Origin of the sequence: Edaphobacter bradus, from assembly GCF_025685645.1 — a bacterium.
GTDB classification, from domain to species: Bacteria; Acidobacteriota; Terriglobia; order Terriglobales; family Acidobacteriaceae; genus Edaphobacter; species Edaphobacter bradus.
In genome coordinates, this window is sequence record NZ_JAGSYF010000002.1 from 1,396,993 (window position 1) to 1,410,650 (window position 13,658).

Genomic DNA, 13,658 nt, shown 5'->3' on the forward strand with positions numbered 1-13,658 from the left:
TGAAGGCGTCCCGAATTTGCAGTTTGATGTGGAAGGGATGTGAGCCGGGTGTGGTGAGAGAAGAGGTCTCGAGAGCCTTTGTCTGGGTGTCGCCCAAGGGGACACGAACCGAGGGGCCTGAGCGCACAGTGAGAGGCTCGCTCCGAGGAAGAACAGTGGGACTACGCGGGATGTTGGCAGCATCGCCCCTATCGTAACGTACAGATTCTGCGGGTCAAGCTGCAATGGCAGGCGGCAGGGCAGTGTTACAGGAGGAGAAGGGAGACATTAGGTGGGCTCAGGCGCCGCAGCAGTTTCCCGAGAGCTGGACGGGGGGACATTTGATTGAGCCGTAGGAGCAGAAGACGCAGCAGTCTCCTGGCTTCGGGCGCAGCACTGTCTTGCAGCGCGGGCACTCGTAGAAGAACTGGCAGGCGTCGGCGGGCATGCTTTCCTGTGTCGAGTGGCCACAGTTCGGACATGTCAGCACCGATTCAAGGATGGGGGACGGTTTCTTCATGACTTAGGCGCGTTGTGCGTTGAGGAGGGAAAGCCGGCGTCAGTCGTGGCCTTGATGAGTGCGGCAGGAGAGGCTTTTTCGGGGTCGTACTTTACGGTCACGGTTTTCTTGTCGTAGTTGACGGTCGCATCCTCAACTCCGGGCACTCTCTTGAGAGCTTTTTTGATGGTGATCGGACACACGGGGCAGGTCATGTTCGGCACGTCGAGCACGATTGTCTGCTGGCTGGCGGCGAATGCTGTAAGCGAGATCGTGATGAAGGCGGTGATTAGAGCTTTTCGCATAGAGTCTCCGTTTCAGCGATAGAACAGCGATATCACCCAGGGAGCAGCCAGCAGCGCGAGCAGCACAGAAGCCGTGATCCAGAAGAGGAGGCGCTGATTGTTCCGGGTTTGTTTGTCGGCGCACGGAGTGCCGGGGGCGCAGGCCCTTGGGGCAAAGTGCAGTCGACGGAAGGCAAGTAGCAGGAACAGCAGGGTAAGGCCGATGAAGAGGGGCCGATAGGGCTCGAATCTAGTCAGGTGGCTTATCCAGGCTCCGCCGACGCCGAGCGACAGGAGAACGAGCGGACCGACGCAACATACGGAGGCTCCGAGACTGGCCAGCACACCGGCGAGCAGAGGAACCTTCACGTTAGACGACATTGTGGCCATATTCACTCGATCTTTCGTTTCCAGCATAAACTCCGTACCATAGTACGGAGTCAAGAGGCGGTGCATCGTGCAAGACGGGCTGACGATAAGCAAGCTGGCGGAGCTGGCCCAGGTGAATGTTGAGACCATCCGCTATTACCAGCGGCGCGGTCTGTTGGAGGAGCCACGTAAGCCGCCGGGAGGTTATCGCCGTTACCCGGCTGAGATGGCAAAGCGTGTGTACTTCATCAAACGGGCGCAGACGTTGGGGTTCACGCTGGAGGAGGTTGCCGAGTTGATGGGGCTGGATGCGGCGACCGCGTGTGGCGAGACTCAAGAGTTGGCAGTACAGAAGCTGGAGCTCATCGAACGGAAGCTCGCGGATTTGACCGCAATGCGAACGGCGCTTACTCATCTTGTCCATGCCTGCGATGAGCGAAGATATGGCGAGCCTTGTCCGATTATTCGGTCGCTTGGTGAGGATTAGCGCACGGGAGAGGCGAACTCCCTCTCCGGGTTAGGGATGTAGAGCAACCGCCTGGGCGCCGAGGTACATGACGTGGACGTAGGTACCGAGGCGGGTGTTGTAGGCGAGATACCAGCCGGGATGATCGGGGTCGCCGTAGATGGCGACGTAGTCGGAGTCCCAGAGCCAGCCGGAGCAGAAGCCTACGTCATAGGGCGCGACGCTGAAGTTGAAACCTCCGAACGAGAAGCGGGATGGGCCTCCGCCTGCGAGACGCCAGCGATGCTCGGGGCCGAAGCCTCCGTTGAAGGGGCCATGCTCGAAAGGGTGATTGAGGTGGTAGTTGGGGTCGTTGGGGCCGGTGTCGTGACCTACCCAGCGGTTCCCATCAACGTGGGGAGCGTTGACGTGGCCGGGGTGGTCGACATACGAGCGGTCGTGGGCGGTGTTGGGTACGCCGTAGAAGGGCGCGGGGCCCTGTTTCGGAGCAGAGTGGGCGTCAGCGCGGCCGCGGTGCTGGGGGGATGCGCTGAGTGGGAGTGTCAAGCAAAAAGCGACGGCAAGTGATCCGAGGGATGCTCTCAAAGGAAACCCTCCGGAGTGCAGGCTGGGTCGCACAGGTGGAGCGTGGACGGTTGATCTGGTTCAGGCCAAAAAGGATTAGATGCGGTCGGTGGCTCCGGGGTATTCGGTGATTGGTATTCGACGTTGGGTAATTTGGATGATTCCGGAGAGAGGCTGGCCCTGTTAGCTGACGGCGGGAAGTTCGAGCTGCTCGGAGTGGTGTTCGTCGGCGTAGGGATGGAAGTGGGCGCGGCAGCGGGCTTCGTAGAGTCCGGTGGCTCCTACGACGACGAGCTCCTGGCTCTGGCCGAGGCGCTGGGTGTGGATGGCGGGGGCCCCGCAGACCATGCAGACTGCGGAGAGCTTGGTGACCTCGTCGGCGAGGGCCATGAGGTTGGGGACGGGACCGAAGGGCTCGTTGGCGAAGGTGGTGTCGAGGCCGGCCATGACGACGCGCTTGCCGAGATGGACGAGTTCAACGGCGAGGGGAATGATGGCGTCGGCGAAGAACTGCACCTCATCAATGCCGACGACCTCGATCTGATCGAGCTGGGGGAAGAGCGCGGCGCGGAGGTCTTCGACGTTGGCGACGGTGGAGGCGTCGTGGGTCTGCGCACCGTGGCTGGCGATCGAGGTGCGGTGGTAGCGGAGGTCGATGTCGGGCTTGTAGCAGGCGACGCGCTGACGGGCGATGCGGGCGCGCTTGAGCCGGCGGATGAGCTCTTCGGATTTTCCGGAGAACATGGGGCCGGTGATGATCTCAATGCGGCCGGGGACGGGGATGGACATGATGCAGGAGCCCTCGCGTGCTTTTTAGTGGTTGTGGCTATCTTAAACGGCGGCGCGAAGGGGGGCGGTGGATATCCGGGGGCGAAAAGTGTGCGCGCGATAAAGTGATGAATCTACTTGACAGTATCGGCCAGTGGAAATACGGTTTTACGAAACTCCGAACTAAATCGGTATCGTTCCGTGTTTTTTGCCGGTCTGCCAGGACGGCTTAGGCGCGAATTCCGTCTTCGTCTTAAATTGACCAGCCTTACCTTAGGAGGACAATGACTTATCGCAGGACGTTTTCTCTCTGTTGGGTCGTATTGCTGTTTACGGCATTCGCGTTCGGGCAAGGAACTACCAGCCGCATTTCGGGTATTGTCACTGACTCGTCGGGAGCCGTGGTTGCGAATGCAACGGTGACGGCGATGAATGAAGGCACGGGCGCAGTATTTGTGACCAAGACTTCTGGCTCCGGCACCTATACGTTTGACCTGCTGCAGGTGGGCAAGTACACGATCAAGGCGGAGGCCCAGGGCTTCAAGCAGTTTGTCTCGACGGGGAATGTGCTGTCGATCGGCGTTCCGACGAGCGTGGATCCGAGGCTCTCGATCGGTGGCGGTACAGAGACGGTACAGGTTGAGGGCGGCTACGACCTGGTGCAGACGGAGTCGTCGGGTAATCTGGGCGGCCAGATCGACAACGTTACACTGACACAGTTGCCGATTGTGGGGTCACGTGGTAGGAGCCCGTTGGGCCTCGTGCAGTTCATCCCGGGCGTAGTGGTGAATGGCGGCAATGCTGTCGGCGGTGGCATCAGCGTGAACGGTTCGCGTGACCGCGCGTGGAACTATGTGATGGACGGCATCGACGCAAACGAGAGCTCGTCGGGCGGATCGAGTACCTCGCCACCACACCAGAATCCGGACATGCTCTCGGAGTTTCGCGTGATTACATCGGCTCCGACGGCGGAGTTTGGCCGTAACTCTGGCGCGCAGGTGCTGATGGTGACCAAGTCGGGAACCAACCAGTGGCACGGCAACCTGTTCTGGTTCTATCAGTCGCCGTTTTTGCGGGCGAATACGCCGCAGAACAAGGCTGCTGGGAAGGGGCGGGGGCAATTTGTCCAGAACGTGCCGGGGGGATCGCTGGGCGGACCTATCTGGAAGGACAAGGCGTTCTTCTTTGTCAACGTGGAGCTGCTGCACGCGTTAACGAGCACACTTCAGACTCAAAGGGTGTACACGCAGCAGGCTCGGCAGGGCCTTATCCGGTATGTCGCGACCGGTAAGAACGCGCCCTTTGGTGCGAACGGGGCTTCAGTAGACGGCAGCGGCAATCCTACTCTGCCGGCATGCTCGTCTTCTCAACAGAAGAATTGCTACAACACATATGACATGGTCGCGAGTGATCCGTTCCATGCTGGGCTGGATCCGGCGACGAAGAACTTTATCGGGCTGGCGCCGCTGCCGAACACATTTCAGACTGGCGACGGATTGAATACCGCGGGATACACCTGGGTTGCGCCTGCGACGGACAAGCAGGTCGATCTGAACTTCAAGATCGACTATAAGTTCAACGAGAAAAATCAGGTCTATTTCCGTTGGACCTCTGGCCATCAGAATACGTTTTCCGATGTCACCAATGGCGGATTGCCGACCTTTCCGGGACTTCCACCTGTCGTCAATACGTACCGTACGCCGCGTAACTTTGCGTTCAACTATCGATGGGCGCCGACTGTAAGCCTGGCGAATGAGTTTGTTGTCGGGATGAATCGTTTCGGGTACAAGTTTGAGAATCCGGCTGCGGCTGCGAACGCGAAGACTCCGTTCAACCTGAACAACTCTGTTGTGGCGCCGCTGAATGCCTATCTGGGCAACAATCGCTTCCTGACGACGATACAGTTGGTGGATAACGTAACCTGGGTTCACGGGCCGCATGTGGTCAAGGGCGGAATTAACTTCCGCTACGGCCGCGAGATCGACGAGCGCGGGTCGATCGGATCGCTGAACGCGGTTCCGCAGGTGACCTTTAGTGCATCGGGCAGCAGCAGTAATTCACCGGATACGACGAACTACAATATCCCCACGACGTCGATCAATACCACCGATCAGACGACCCTCAAAGGGGCGGTCAACGACATGCTTGGCCGTATTTATTCGCAACAGGCAGGCTATGTGGCGAAGCCGGATTTGAGCTCCTTTTATCCAGCTGGGACGGTCAACAACATGGACCACCGCTGGCCGGAGTACGACTTCTACCTGCAGGATACGTGGAAGGCACTGCCGAATCTGGTGCTCGACTACGGCGTGCGGCTGGATGCTCGTCTGGCTCCGGACCTGCACAGTTTCCCTGGGCAGATTCCGAACCAGTCGATGGTGTATGGCACCCAACTGAACGGTCCCCTGCAGTTTGTGCATGGAGCGTTTATGAAGAGCCGTTGGACGAACTTCGGGCCTTCGATTGGGTTTGCCTATGACCCATTCAAGGACGGCAAGACCTCGATTCGCGGCAACTTCCGGATTGCTTACGACCGCATTAACTCGTTTTCGTTTTCGTCGTCGGTCTTCCAGGGAATGCCGGGGTTGACCTACCAGGTAAACGATGTTGTTTCGGGCCTGGACAAAGGAACGCAGATGGGCAAGCGCGCGCAGAACTGGGCACCGCCGACGACTACGGCAACGCCTGCGTCTCTGGTGTCGCCTCCACCGTACACCGTCAACTCGCTAACAGTGTCCGACCCAAACATGAAGACGCCGACGGTTTCGATGTGGGCGTTGAGCATTCAGCGCGAGGTATTGAAGAACACGGTGTTCACGATGACGTATATCGGAAACCATGGGACGCACCTTTATGGTGGCTACGACTCGAACCAGGCGGAGCTCTACTCCAATAAATTCCTGGATTCATTCCAGCAGGCGAAGGCGGGAGTTGTCACGCCGTTGATGCACCAGCTTATCTCCAAGGTCAACACCGGCGGACTGAAGGATTCGGCGTACATCCAGAAGAACTATCAGGCCTACCTTGATAACAACAGCGTGGGCGGACTGGCGAACCTTTTTGCGAATACCCTGCTGCCCGATTCGCAATCGTCTAACGGTGTGTCTTCCTTGGTCCATCAGGACGGACTGCCGGATAATTTCTTCAAGCCGTACTCGCAGTATCTTGGTGGCCTCAACGTTTTGCAGACACGCGACTACTCGAACTACAACGGACTGCAACTGCAGCTTGAGAAGCGCATGTCTGGCGGCCTCCAAATAACGGCGAGCTACACATATTCGAAGACGCTGGATACTCGGTCCTATGATCCGACGTTCACGACGGTGGCAACGGGCAGCTCGCAGTCGGCTGCGGGAACGCCCTTTGACTTTCGCACTCCGCGGTTGAACTACGCAGCGGCGGACTTCGATAACACGCATGTGGTGTCGGGATACTATGTCTACGATCTTCCGTTCGGCCATGGTAAGAAGTTCGGCTCGCAGGCAAACCGTGTGGTGGACGCCATGATCGGAGGATGGCAGATCTCCGGTGACGGTGTGTGGCAGTCAGGCAGGCCGCTTACGATCTATGCCGGATCCGGCTCGGGTTCGAATGGTGCGTTTACCTACGGCGGCAGCGTGCAGACGCCTGCTTCCTGCCTCGGTCACTGCGATGCCCATATGGGCAAGGTTCACACGGAGACGACGTCGAGTGGTACGCAGACCTACTATCTGACGGCGGCGCAGAGGGCACAGTTCTACGCGCCAGCAGCGGGACAGTTCTCGAACCTGGGACGCAATTGGCTTCGGCAGAATGCAGTCTGGAATACAGATGCGAATCTGTCGAAGTCGTTCCGGACGTGGCGAGAGCAGGTCCTGCAGCTTCGGTTCGAGGTGCAGAACGTGTTCAACAACGTGACCTATGACACGACCGGGTCGCAATCGATTGGGTCGCCGGTCTTCATGCGGCTGAACCCGGCGAACGACTCTGGGATCATCAACAGCGCTCCGCGCAGGGCGCAGCTTGCGGCGAAGTACATCTTCTAAAGAAGAAGACGAGCCGCGGTTTTGCGGGGTGTATGGCTTCGGCCGTACACCCTTTTTCTTTTGGTGGCTGTCTCAGGACGGGACGCCTCGGGAGGCTACATGCGTTCGACGGTGACGGCGGTGCCGTAGGCGAGGACTTCGGTGACTCCCTGCATGAGTTCGTTGGCGTCGTAGCGTGCGGCGATGATGGCGTTGGCTCCGTGCTCGGCAGCGTGCTGCATCATGAGCGTGAAAGCATCGTGCCGGGTCCTCTCACAGAGTTCAGTGAAGAGAGTGATGTTTCCTCCGACGAGAGTTTGTAGGCCTGCGCCAATGGTTCCGAAGACGGAGCGCGAGCGAACGACGATGCCACGCACGACACCGTGGTTGCGGACGATGCGGTAGCCGGGGAGCTCGAAGGCAGTCGTGACCATGGATTCGTCGAGACGCATGGACGGAGCCAGCGGGAGTGAGGTAGATGGAGTAGTCGACATGGGCGCAGTGCGTTCCCTTTGCTCGGGTTGAGCTTGGCGCGATTTTACTCTGAGTCGGAGATGGAGTTTTTAGCGGCTGCGGAGGGACTCGACGAGGCGGGTGACCGCGCCAGAGTCGATGGTGCGGGCGGCGAGGGCGGCCCCGGTGGGGAGGTCGGGTGCGAGGTCGGCGGCGACGAGAACGGCGGCGGCGTTGAGAAGCACGATGTCGCGTCGGGGCCCGGGTTCGCCGGCGAAGATGGCGGTAAGGATGGCGGCGTTTTCGCGGGCGTCGCCGCCGATGAGGGTCTCCATGGGGGCGCGGGTGAGGCCGGCGTCCTCGGGGGTGATGGTGGAGAGAGTGACGATGCCGCAGTGGACTTCGGCAAGGTGTGTGGGGCCGGAGATGGAGATCTCGTCGAGGCCTTTTGTGGTGCCGTCCGCGTTCTGTGACGTCCCGTGGACGACGAAGGCATGACGGGTTCCGAGCAGCGCCATGGCCTCGGCGACCAGCGGGACGGCGTGGGCGGCGTAGACTCCCATGACCTGCGCGGAGGCTCCGGCAGGGTTGGTGAGGGGGCCGAGGAGGTTGAAGACGGTGCGCACGCCGATGGCCTTGCGCACGGGCATCACGGTCTTCATGGCCGGGTGCAGGTTGGGGGCGTGGAGGAAGGCGAAACGGTGGCGGCGGAGTGTCTCGGCGGCTTCGGCGGGAGCGAGCCCAACGGGGATGCCGAGGGCTTCGAGGACGTCTCCGGAGCCGGACTGAGAGGTGATGGCGCGGTTGCCGTGCTTGGCGACGTTGGCTCCGGCAGCGGCGGCGACGAGGGCCGAGGCAGTGGAGATGTTGAAGGTGCGGCTGGCATCGCCGCCGGTGCCGCAGGTGTCGACGAGCTTGAGGCGCTCGGTGTCGCTTAGCGGGATGAGGGTCGCAGCGGCGCGCATGGTGTCGACGAAGCCGGCAACCTCGGCGGGGGTTTCGCCACGGGCGGCGAGGGCCCCGAGGAGCGCGGCGATCTCGATTTCGGTGAGATTGCCGGCGAGGATCTCCTGCATGAGCTCGCGGGATTGCTCGCGGGTGAGGGTCGCTCGGTTCTCGATGAGAAGCTTGAGATGCGGCTGGTGGGGCATTGGTTAAAGGGTAGCAGGGTGATGATGGTGGAGGCATTGTGGCTGAGGTTGAAGGGAAGAGGCGGAAATGTGCAACTTAAGTGCAACACTTTGTTTCATTTGGTGTCTGTGAGTGTGCGAGATTCATTGAGATATTTATTGGTTGCAATTGGATTGTAGATTTCAGGTGCGCCGAGATACCTGAGGATTGGACGAGTGCAAGCTGTGCTGGTAGCCGATGTCCAGGAAGTCGCAAAGCAGCGGTCCGCGCCATTGCCAGCGAGAGAGACTGGTTCGGGCGCTCGCAATCAGACATCCGGCTATCTGTTTGTCAGCAACGTGCGCTTTGTTGCGATGGTGGCGATCGTCGCGCTGCATACGTTGTTTTTTCTCGGAAATGCAGCGGACAAGACGACGGTCGCCTATCTCGAGATCGTGCTGCGGCAGGCGATGAAGTTCGGGACGATCGGGTTCTTTCTCATCTCCGGCTTTCTGCTGGGAGAGGGAATGACGCGCACAGGTCGTCTGAAATATTTCCGTCGGCGTGTCAAAGCTGTGTTCGTACCGTGGGTTTTCTGGGGTTGCGTCTGGTTTGTCATTGCCGTATCGAGCCACTTGCTGCAAGATGGCGCGCCGGGTTCGTTGGAGACCTCTTTGCATGGCATCGCGCGGCAGTATTTCCACTTTGTTTTTCTGCAATCGATCTATTGGTTTGTGCCGAATTTTGTTATCTGCCTTGCGGTAGTCCTAGCACTCTATGGAAGATTGCCGGACTCAATTCAGGGGCCAGTTCTTCTGGCATTCAGCCTGTTTTATGGAGTGAACGCTTATCTGAATGTCATCGAGCCGCGACACACGGCCGCGATCTTCGGTTTCATGTTCTACCTGTGGCTTGGTTCGTATGCCTATCAAAACCATAAAGCGCTGAGCCGGTGGCTCGATCGAACTTCGTGGGCGCGCCTGGCCAGTTACGCCGCGATAGCCGCGATGCTGGCCCTGGCGGAGTATCACGTGCTGAGAGCGAGGTCGTCGGTGGACCCGGCCAACACGCTCCGCATTTCCAACCAGGCGTTCTCGGTGTTTGTTGCGTTGCTGATCGTGAAGTGCAAGAGGTCTCTGTGCCCCTCGTGGATCGAGGTGAGGACGGAGACGTTTGGGATCTTCCTGCTTCATCCCATTCTGATTGAGCTGTACCAGATGAATCAGGTGCATATTCCAGCGCTGGCTCTGGCTCGAATGAGGTCGAACGGGCTTCTCATGATTGGGCTTGGAGTGGTTTTCGGAGTTGTGGTCTATCTGACGTCGCTATCGATCACGAAGCAGATCCGCAAGGTTCCGGGATTGCGATGGATGGTGGGGCGATGATTCCGCGAGTCGCCTGAAGCGAGATCATGGAGCCCATCCTTTCGCATAAGGCGCGGAAGGATGGGCTTCCCGGCTAGGGCTTGGCTGCCCGGCTTTTCAGCTCGATTAAGATTAGGTCCATCCCGGTGTCGCCGGTGTTCTCGGGCAAATGGGTGGTGGCGGCGGAGTATTGCGACTCGCCTGCCTTGTCGGTATACGATTCCTTTTTCCCATCGGGATAAGTGAACTGCCCTTTGGCGTCGGTGAGGAACACGGCAACCGTGGCGGGATGGCTGTGCATGACCGACTTCTCGTGCGGGCCATAGTGTACCCGCAGAATCCGAACCTGGCTGTTTTCGCTCACGACCTTGTAATGCTTTGGATCGACCTTGACCGCATCCTGGGCCAAGACGATTGGGGCGAGAGAGAGGCACATTGCAACCCCATAAAACGCTGGTCGTACTCGCATGTTGCACTCCTTTTGCTTAGGGGGATTTGAAGCCGCCCGACGCTACTCTCGCAGATATGCCTATGTCAATCAGACGTTATTTTTTGGTCTCTATACAGGATCAAATGCAGCACGCGATGGGGTGACGCTTTGGCCGATGCACGATTACCGCACTGTTGTTCGTATTTCGCATTGCGGGCGGCTGTTCGAGTTCGCTACACTTTTCGCGCGGGGGCGGAGTCCCGAAGACATTTATGAAAATTCACGAATATCAGGCAAAAGAGATTCTGCGAAAGTACAACGTGCCGGTTCCGGGTGGCGAGATGGTTTCGACGCTGGAGGAGGCAGACAGGGCCGCCAAAGACCTGTTCGATGGGGGCAATAAGGTTGTGGTGGTGAAGGCGCAGATCCACGCCGGTGGACGTGGCAAGGGCGGCGGCGTGAAGGTGGTGAAGACGCTGGATGACGCGCAGGTTGCGGCGAAGGCCATCCTGGGGATGCAGTTGGTGACGCACCAGACGGGGCCGCAGGGGCAGAAGGTACAGCGGTTGCTGGTTGAAGAAGGCTCGGCGATCGACCGCGAGCTTTATCTCGGCATCGTGCTCGACCGCGCGGCAGCGAAGCTGGTGTTCATGGCCTCGCAGGCGGGTGGCATGGAGATCGAGGAGGTCGCGGCGAAGACTCCCGAGGCGATCTACAAGGAGTACATCAATCCGGCGATCGGGCTGCAGCCTTACCAGGCGCGGAGGCTGGCGTTCAAGCTGGGACTGAAGGCGACACAGATCAATCAGGCGACCTCGTTCATGCTGGGGCTGTACAAGGCGTTTGTCGAGACGGATTCGACACTGATGGAGATCAATCCCTTCATCACGACGAAGGACGACAAGCTGCTGGCGCTGGATTGCAAGATCAACTTTGACGACAACGCGATGTTCCGCCACAAGGACCTGAAGGAGTTGCGCGATCTGGCGGAGGAAGATCCGCTGGAGGTCGAGGCGAGCAAGTTTGCGCTGAATTACATCAAGCTGGACGGTTCGATTGCCTGCATGGTGAACGGCGCCGGCCTGGCGATGGCGACGATGGACATCATCCAGTACGCTGGAGGTTCGGCCGCGAACTTCCTCGACGTGGGCGGTGGTGCGAATCAGGAGCAGATTGAGAATGCGTTTGGGATTCTGCTAAGCGATCCGAATGTGAAGGCGATCTTCATCAATATCTTTGGCGGAATTCTGCGCGTGGATGTGCTGGCTACAGCGGTCGTGGCAGCGGCGAAGAAGCTGAATGTGCAACTGCCGATCATCCTTCGTTTGGAAGGTACGAACGTCGAGGAGGGCCGGAAGATTCTTGAGGGGTCTGGCTTGAAGTTCGAGGTGGGCGCAACGATGAAGGAAGCTGCGGACTTGGCTGTTGCCGCCGCGAAAGGTTAGGGCTGTGGCAGGCAAGATAAAGCAGATTCACGATGCGATTGCGGCTTGCTTTCGAGCGAATGACCGCCCGCTCAACATGGCTCAAATTCTCGCTTGGATCGGAAATAAGTATTCGGATGCAGGCTTCAATCCCGCGACGATCAGAGCGCAAGTTTACGGGTCTTGCACGAACGTCCCATCTGCTCAGATTCATCGTAAAGACACGCCGAAGATCCTCTATTTCGAGAAGAGCAATCGAACCTACAGGTTGCAAGATCAAGATGAGAGAGGTCAGGAAGACGTCCCATCCGTTGACACTGTGCTACCGGAACAGTTCATGGCAGAGGATCCGGGCGACGAACTTGATGGAGGATCAACATTTGCGTTGGAGGCTCACCTACGCGATTACCTTGTGCTCCATCTCTCGAAGCTCGAAAAGGGGCTGCAACTGTGGTGTGAATCACCGCCCTCAGTCGAGTATGTATTGAGCGGATGTCGTGTTGACATACTGGCAAAAGATATTTCAGGCGTTCCCGTTGTTGTTGAATTGAAGCTAAATCGTGGATATGACCGGGTAGTCGGGCAGGCCCTCTTGTATCAGGGGCTGTTAGAAGCCGAATTGGGCGTACCACGTGTGCGAATAATCCTAGTGGCCGCCGAGATAACGGAAAAGTTGAAGATTGCCGCCAGGCGGCAGTCTGACATAGAGCTTTTTGAATATGCGTTGACAATGGACGTCACAAAAATCAGCGCATCACTGGATTAAAGGAGCATCACATGGCAGTTCTGGTTGATAAAAATACGCGGCTGATCGTGCAGGGAATTACGGGGCGTGAAGGCTCGTTTCATGCGAAGGCCTGCGCGGAGTATGGCACGAAGGTTGTGGGCGGAGTGACGCCGGGCAAGGGCGGCACGACGCATGAGGGATGGCCGGTCTTCAATACCGTCGAAGAGGCGGTGAAGGAGACGGGGGCGAATGTGTCGGTGATCTTTGTGCCTCCGCCGTTTGCCGCAGATGGAATTCTTGAGGCCGCGGCGGCTGAGGTTCCGCTGGTCATCTGCATCACCGAGGGAATTCCCGTGCTGGATATGGTGAAGGCCTGGGAGGTCGTAAAGGATTCGAAGTCGCGGCTGGTGGGGCCGAACTGTCCGGGTGTGATCTCGCCGGGCAAGGCGAAGGTGGGGATCATGCCGGGGCGCATCCACAAGGAAGGGAATGTGGGGATTGTGTCGAAGTCGGGAACGCTGACCTATGAGGCGGTGTACCAGTTGACGACGCGTGGGATCGGGCAATCGACGGCGATTGGGATTGGCGGCGACCCGATCATCGGGACGACCCACATCGATGCGCTGCGGATGCTGAACGACGATCCTGAGACCGAGGCGATCATTATGATTGGCGAGATCGGCGGCTCGGCGGAAGAGGCTGCGGCGAGGTTCATCAAGGAGAACGTGAAGAAGCCGGTGGTCGGGTTTATTGCAGGCCAGACGGCTCCTCCGGGACGCCGGATGGGCCATGCGGGTGCGATTATCTCGGGTGGCGAGGGTACGGCCGCGGAGAAGATGAAGGCGATGGCGGAGGCGGGGATTACGGTGGTGAAGTCTCCCGCGGATATCGGTGAAGCGATGGCGCGGTTGTTGGGGAAGGCTTAACGGCTCTATCTTTGCTGCCGGCGATAGAAGAGGCCGGCAGCGAAGAAGACCATCGCCACCAAGAAGGCAAGCTGGGCGTGCTGCGTGGAGTGGAGACGAAGGCTCACGACGCCATCGGCGACCCACACGGCGAAGCCTGCAAACCAGATCCATGCGGTTCTGCGCATATGCGTTGGATGCGGATTCGCGGCTGGCGTTAGCTGGTTTTGAAGAGACGGCGTATGAGGCGCATATGCATGGCCGCATGCGCCGATTTCTTTTGAATTATTTGCTGAAGCTGTGCCCTTAACA

The 13,658-nt window shown here is 58.9% G+C and carries 15 protein-coding genes; 6 read left to right on the plus strand and 9 right to left on the minus strand.

The genetic code is table 11. From position 1 onward, the window contains the following. Positions 1 to 277 precede the first annotated feature (277 nt). From OHL16_RS20135 to OHL16_RS11955, 3 genes are read right to left on the minus strand one after another with little or no spacing between them, the layout of a single operon-like run. A complete protein-coding gene (locus OHL16_RS20135) occupies positions 278 to 499 on the minus strand; it encodes a GDCCVxC domain-containing (seleno)protein (protein WP_317891057.1) in 222 nt (73 codons plus the stop codon). Then, positions 496 to 783, minus strand: a complete 288-nt coding sequence (merP, locus tag OHL16_RS11950) for a mercury resistance system periplasmic binding protein MerP (protein ID WP_263367350.1) — start codon at positions 781 to 783, stop codon at positions 496 to 498. Before merP ends, OHL16_RS20135 begins: the two co-directional genes overlap by 4 nt. A 12-nt stretch (positions 784 to 795) precedes the next feature. After that, positions 796 to 1,152 carry a mercuric transporter MerT family protein gene (locus OHL16_RS11955; protein WP_263367456.1) on the minus strand — a complete coding sequence of 119 codons (357 nt, stop codon included), beginning with the start codon at positions 1,150 to 1,152 and terminating at the stop codon, positions 796 to 798. Between the two features lie 67 nt (positions 1,153 to 1,219). On the opposite strand from OHL16_RS11955, the gene merR reads away from it, so the two are divergent. Next, a complete protein-coding gene (gene merR / locus OHL16_RS11960) occupies positions 1,220 to 1,618 on the plus strand; it encodes an Hg(II)-responsive transcriptional regulator (RefSeq protein ID WP_263367351.1) in 399 nt (132 codons plus the stop codon). A 30-nt stretch (positions 1,619 to 1,648) separates the two neighbouring features. On the opposite strand, the gene OHL16_RS11965 is transcribed toward merR, so the two are convergent. Next, a complete protein-coding gene (locus tag OHL16_RS11965; protein WP_263367352.1) occupies positions 1,649 to 2,182 on the minus strand; it encodes a hypothetical protein in 534 nt (177 codons plus the stop codon). A gap of 162 nt (positions 2,183 to 2,344) precedes the next feature. After that, positions 2,345 to 2,950, minus strand: a complete 606-nt coding sequence (locus OHL16_RS11970; protein WP_263367353.1) for a thymidine kinase — start codon at positions 2,948 to 2,950, stop codon at positions 2,345 to 2,347. Between the two features lie 263 nt (positions 2,951 to 3,213). Between OHL16_RS11970 and OHL16_RS11975 the strand changes: the two genes are divergently transcribed. Further along, positions 3,214 to 6,954, plus strand: coding sequence for a carboxypeptidase-like regulatory domain-containing protein (locus tag OHL16_RS11975; RefSeq protein ID WP_263367354.1), 3,741 nt, complete (start codon positions 3,214 to 3,216; stop codon positions 6,952 to 6,954). A gap of 95 nt (positions 6,955 to 7,049) precedes the next feature. Here the strand turns inward: OHL16_RS11975 and OHL16_RS11980 are convergent, their stop codons facing one another. Then, entirely contained in the window at positions 7,050 to 7,427 is a 378-nt protein-coding gene (locus tag OHL16_RS11980) for a YbjQ family protein (protein ID WP_263367355.1), read from the minus strand. 69 nt (positions 7,428 to 7,496) lie between these two features. Next, positions 7,497 to 8,537 carry an anthranilate phosphoribosyltransferase gene (trpD, locus tag OHL16_RS11985; protein ID WP_263367357.1) on the minus strand — a complete coding sequence of 347 codons (1,041 nt, stop codon included), beginning with the start codon at positions 8,535 to 8,537 and terminating at the stop codon, positions 7,497 to 7,499. Between the two features lie 195 nt (positions 8,538 to 8,732). Here trpD and OHL16_RS11990 point away from each other — a divergent pair, with 195 nt between their 5' ends. Beyond that, complete coding sequence (locus tag OHL16_RS11990) at positions 8,733 to 9,881, plus strand: acyltransferase family protein (RefSeq protein WP_263367358.1); 1,149 nt, start codon at positions 8,733 to 8,735, stop codon at positions 9,879 to 9,881. 73 nt (positions 9,882 to 9,954) lie between these two features. On the opposite strand, the gene OHL16_RS11995 is transcribed toward OHL16_RS11990, so the two are convergent. Further along, complete coding sequence (locus OHL16_RS11995) at positions 9,955 to 10,329, minus strand: cupin domain-containing protein (RefSeq protein ID WP_263367359.1); 375 nt, start codon at positions 10,327 to 10,329, stop codon at positions 9,955 to 9,957. A 233-nt stretch (positions 10,330 to 10,562) separates the two neighbouring features. Here OHL16_RS11995 and sucC point away from each other — a divergent pair, with 233 nt between their 5' ends. From sucC to sucD, 3 genes are read left to right on the plus strand one after another with little or no spacing between them, the layout of a single operon-like run. Further along, the gene (gene sucC, locus OHL16_RS12000; RefSeq protein WP_263367360.1) at positions 10,563 to 11,735 is read left to right on the plus strand and encodes an ADP-forming succinate--CoA ligase subunit beta; all 1,173 of its coding nucleotides are present in this window, start codon (positions 10,563 to 10,565) and stop codon (positions 11,733 to 11,735) included. 4 nt (positions 11,736 to 11,739) lie between these two features. Further along, positions 11,740 to 12,480, plus strand: a complete 741-nt coding sequence (locus tag OHL16_RS12005) for an endonuclease NucS domain-containing protein (RefSeq protein ID WP_263367361.1) — start codon at positions 11,740 to 11,742, stop codon at positions 12,478 to 12,480. A gap of 11 nt (positions 12,481 to 12,491) precedes the next feature. Continuing rightward, positions 12,492 to 13,367, plus strand: a complete 876-nt coding sequence (gene sucD / locus OHL16_RS12010) for a succinate--CoA ligase subunit alpha (RefSeq protein WP_263367362.1) — start codon at positions 12,492 to 12,494, stop codon at positions 13,365 to 13,367. Positions 13,368 to 13,372: 5 nt separating this feature from the next. Here the strand turns inward: sucD and OHL16_RS12015 are convergent, their stop codons facing one another. Next, positions 13,373 to 13,534 carry a hypothetical protein gene (locus tag OHL16_RS12015; RefSeq protein WP_263367363.1) on the minus strand — a complete coding sequence of 54 codons (162 nt, stop codon included), beginning with the start codon at positions 13,532 to 13,534 and terminating at the stop codon, positions 13,373 to 13,375. Between the last annotated feature and the right edge of the window lie 124 nt (positions 13,535 to 13,658).

Coding starts and splice junctions, on each gene's coding strand:
- OHL16_RS20135 (WP_317891057.1), bottom strand. CDS start 499: ATGAAGAAACCGTCCCCCATCCTTGAATCGGTGCTGACATGTCCGAAC.
- merP (WP_263367350.1), bottom strand. CDS start 783: ATGCGAAAAGCTCTAATCACCGCCTTCATCACGATCTCGCTTACAGCA.
- OHL16_RS11955 (WP_263367456.1), bottom strand. CDS start 1,152: ATGGCCACAATGTCGTCTAACGTGAAGGTTCCTCTGCTCGCCGGTGTG.
- OHL16_RS11970 (WP_263367353.1), bottom strand. CDS start 2,950: ATGTCCATCCCCGTCCCCGGCCGCATTGAGATCATCACCGGCCCCATG.
- OHL16_RS11975 (WP_263367354.1), top strand. CDS start 3,214: ATGACTTATCGCAGGACGTTTTCTCTCTGTTGGGTCGTATTGCTGTTT.
- OHL16_RS11980 (WP_263367355.1), bottom strand. CDS start 7,427: ATGTCGACTACTCCATCTACCTCACTCCCGCTGGCTCCGTCCATGCGT.
- trpD (WP_263367357.1), bottom strand. CDS start 8,537: ATGCCCCACCAGCCGCATCTCAAGCTTCTCATCGAGAACCGAGCGACC.
- OHL16_RS11995 (WP_263367359.1), bottom strand. CDS start 10,329: ATGCGAGTACGACCAGCGTTTTATGGGGTTGCAATGTGCCTCTCTCTC.
- sucC (WP_263367360.1), top strand. CDS start 10,563: ATGAAAATTCACGAATATCAGGCAAAAGAGATTCTGCGAAAGTACAAC.
- sucD (WP_263367362.1), top strand. CDS start 12,492: ATGGCAGTTCTGGTTGATAAAAATACGCGGCTGATCGTGCAGGGAATT.
- OHL16_RS12015 (WP_263367363.1), bottom strand. CDS start 13,534: ATGCGCAGAACCGCATGGATCTGGTTTGCAGGCTTCGCCGTGTGGGTC.